The 524-nt window shown below is 34.5% G+C and carries 1 pseudogene; it reads right to left on the bottom strand.

Annotation, left to right across the window (positions count from 1 at the left end):
* Positions 1-226, bottom strand: a pseudogene (locus ACRCJ0_RS19200) (GntP family permease); the annotation flags it as partial.
* Positions 227-524 lie beyond the last annotated feature (298 nt).

The raw sequence follows: 524 nt of genomic DNA, 5'->3' as shown, positions 1-524 counted from the left end.
CAGCACCCAACAAGAAAATCGCAAAGTTATTAATTAAGAAACCGGCCAAAGCTGTCATATACGAATTCTCTTGACCAATCAAGGACCCAAAAATATCCATCTGGTTAGCGAGAATTACAACCAAAGCAGATAAAGGTGCCGCAATAATAATGTGCAACCCTTTAACAGAAAACCAAATAATCAGTAAAATACCGATAATCACACCAATAATACCTAATATTTCCATACGCAATCTCCTAAAATGTATTTATAAGCGTCCTTGCAAATCGCCAATATAAACGGAGAACTGGCAAACCTCCCTATAATTCACCAACTTCCAAAAATATCATAAACTACTTTGCTCACTTTTTCACTATGCAAATGTAAGCTATCCCATAAAATTAATCCATAAATAAACAAAGAAAAAACCATGCACAGTTTCAACCCGTGCATGGCCTAATTTCGTTTTAGTCCCTATCATCAAAATATTCTGATAATATATTGCGATACTTTCGTTTACACTTAGCGATTAATGAATGAACCTA

It is taken from the genome of Aerococcus sp. L_32 (assembly GCF_050689315.1).
The sequence above is the reverse complement of the archived record's forward strand: the minus strand, read 5'-3'. Positions and strand labels throughout refer to the sequence as shown.